The following is a 1,139-nucleotide window of genomic DNA, read 5'->3' as shown; positions in this document are numbered from 1 at the left end:
ACCCACAGGCCCACGTCGGTAGCGCCGGAGACGATGGTGGCATCCGGGTTGGCCAGCACCAGCTCCGCCAACTGGTCGACCGTGGCCGGCGCCAGGAAGCGGCGGCCGTCGCGCCCCGTCTCCACCACCGCGTCATCGGCCAGGGCGGCCAGCGCCTGGGTCACCGCGGGCAGGGCGTCATCGATGTGATCCGGCACCCGGTCGCGCAGCTGTTGGGCCGCCGCCACGATGGGGGCGTAGCCGGTGCAGCGGCACAGGTTGCCGGCGAGCGCGTCGTCGATGCGTTGCTCATCCAACCCATTCTCGGGGGCGGCATGCTCCGCCCGGTTCAGGGCGTACAGCGACATGACGAAGCCGGGGGTGCAGAAGCCGCATTGCGAGGCGTGGCAGTCCACCATGGCCTGCTGCACCGGGTGCAGCGCGCCGTCCGGCCGCTTCAGATGTTCCACCGTCAGCAGTTGGCAGCCATCCAGCGTGGCCAGGAAGCGGATGCAGGCGTTGATGGCCTCATACTTGACCGTTCCGTCCACCAGCCGCCCCACCACCACGGTGCAGGCGCCGCAGTCACCCTCGGCGCAGCCCTCCTTGGTGCCCAGGCGCCGCTCGACGCCACGCAGCCAGTCCAGCACCGTGACCGTGGGGTCCACGTCGGTCAGTTCACGCAGCTCATTGCCCAGCAGGAAGCGGACGGTTTGGCGGTACCGCATCTCAACTGCCCCGGTACGTGGAATAAGCATAGGGGGAGATCAGCAGCGGCACATGGTAGTGCTGGCCCGCATCGGATATCGCGAAGCGGATCGGCACTTCATCCAGGAAGGGCGGGTCGGTCAGGGCCACCCCACCCGCATGGAAATAGGCGCCAACGGCGAAGGTCAGCTCATAGCGGCCGGGCAGCAGATCGCCCCCGGCCAGCAGCGGCGCGTCACAGCGGCCATCGGCATTGGTGCGGGCCTCCGCCACGCGGGTGCGGCCGCCATCCGGCCCCAGCCGGTCCAGCACGACGGTGATGCCGGCCCCCGGCCTGCCCGCCATGGTATCCAGCACATGGGTTGTCAGGCGCCCCGCGCCCCGGCCCGCACTCATATGGCCTGCACTCATCTTCGCCGCCCGTTCATCGCCCTGATCTCGCTAGCACAAAA

At 69.5% G+C, this 1,139-nt stretch carries 2 protein-coding genes; both read right to left on the bottom strand.

Going from position 1 to position 1,139, the window contains the following annotated elements:
* The coding region (locus I55_RS09175) for a 2Fe-2S iron-sulfur cluster-binding protein (protein WP_044560228.1) at positions 1-707 on the bottom strand (707 nt) is incomplete at its 3' end.
* Position 708: 1 nt separating this feature from the next.
* The gene (gene uraH, locus I55_RS09170) at positions 709-1,083 is read right to left on the bottom strand and encodes a hydroxyisourate hydrolase (protein WP_044560227.1); all 375 of its coding nucleotides are present in this window, start codon (positions 1,081-1,083) and stop codon (positions 709-711) included.
* Positions 1,084-1,139 lie beyond the last annotated feature (56 nt).

The sequence above is a fragment of the Azospirillum sp. B4 genome (assembly GCF_000333275.1).
Classification (GTDB): domain Bacteria; phylum Pseudomonadota; class Alphaproteobacteria; order Azospirillales; family Azospirillaceae; genus Nitrospirillum.
Note: the sequence above shows the minus strand (reverse complement) of the source record. Positions and strands in the feature narration are given on the sequence as shown.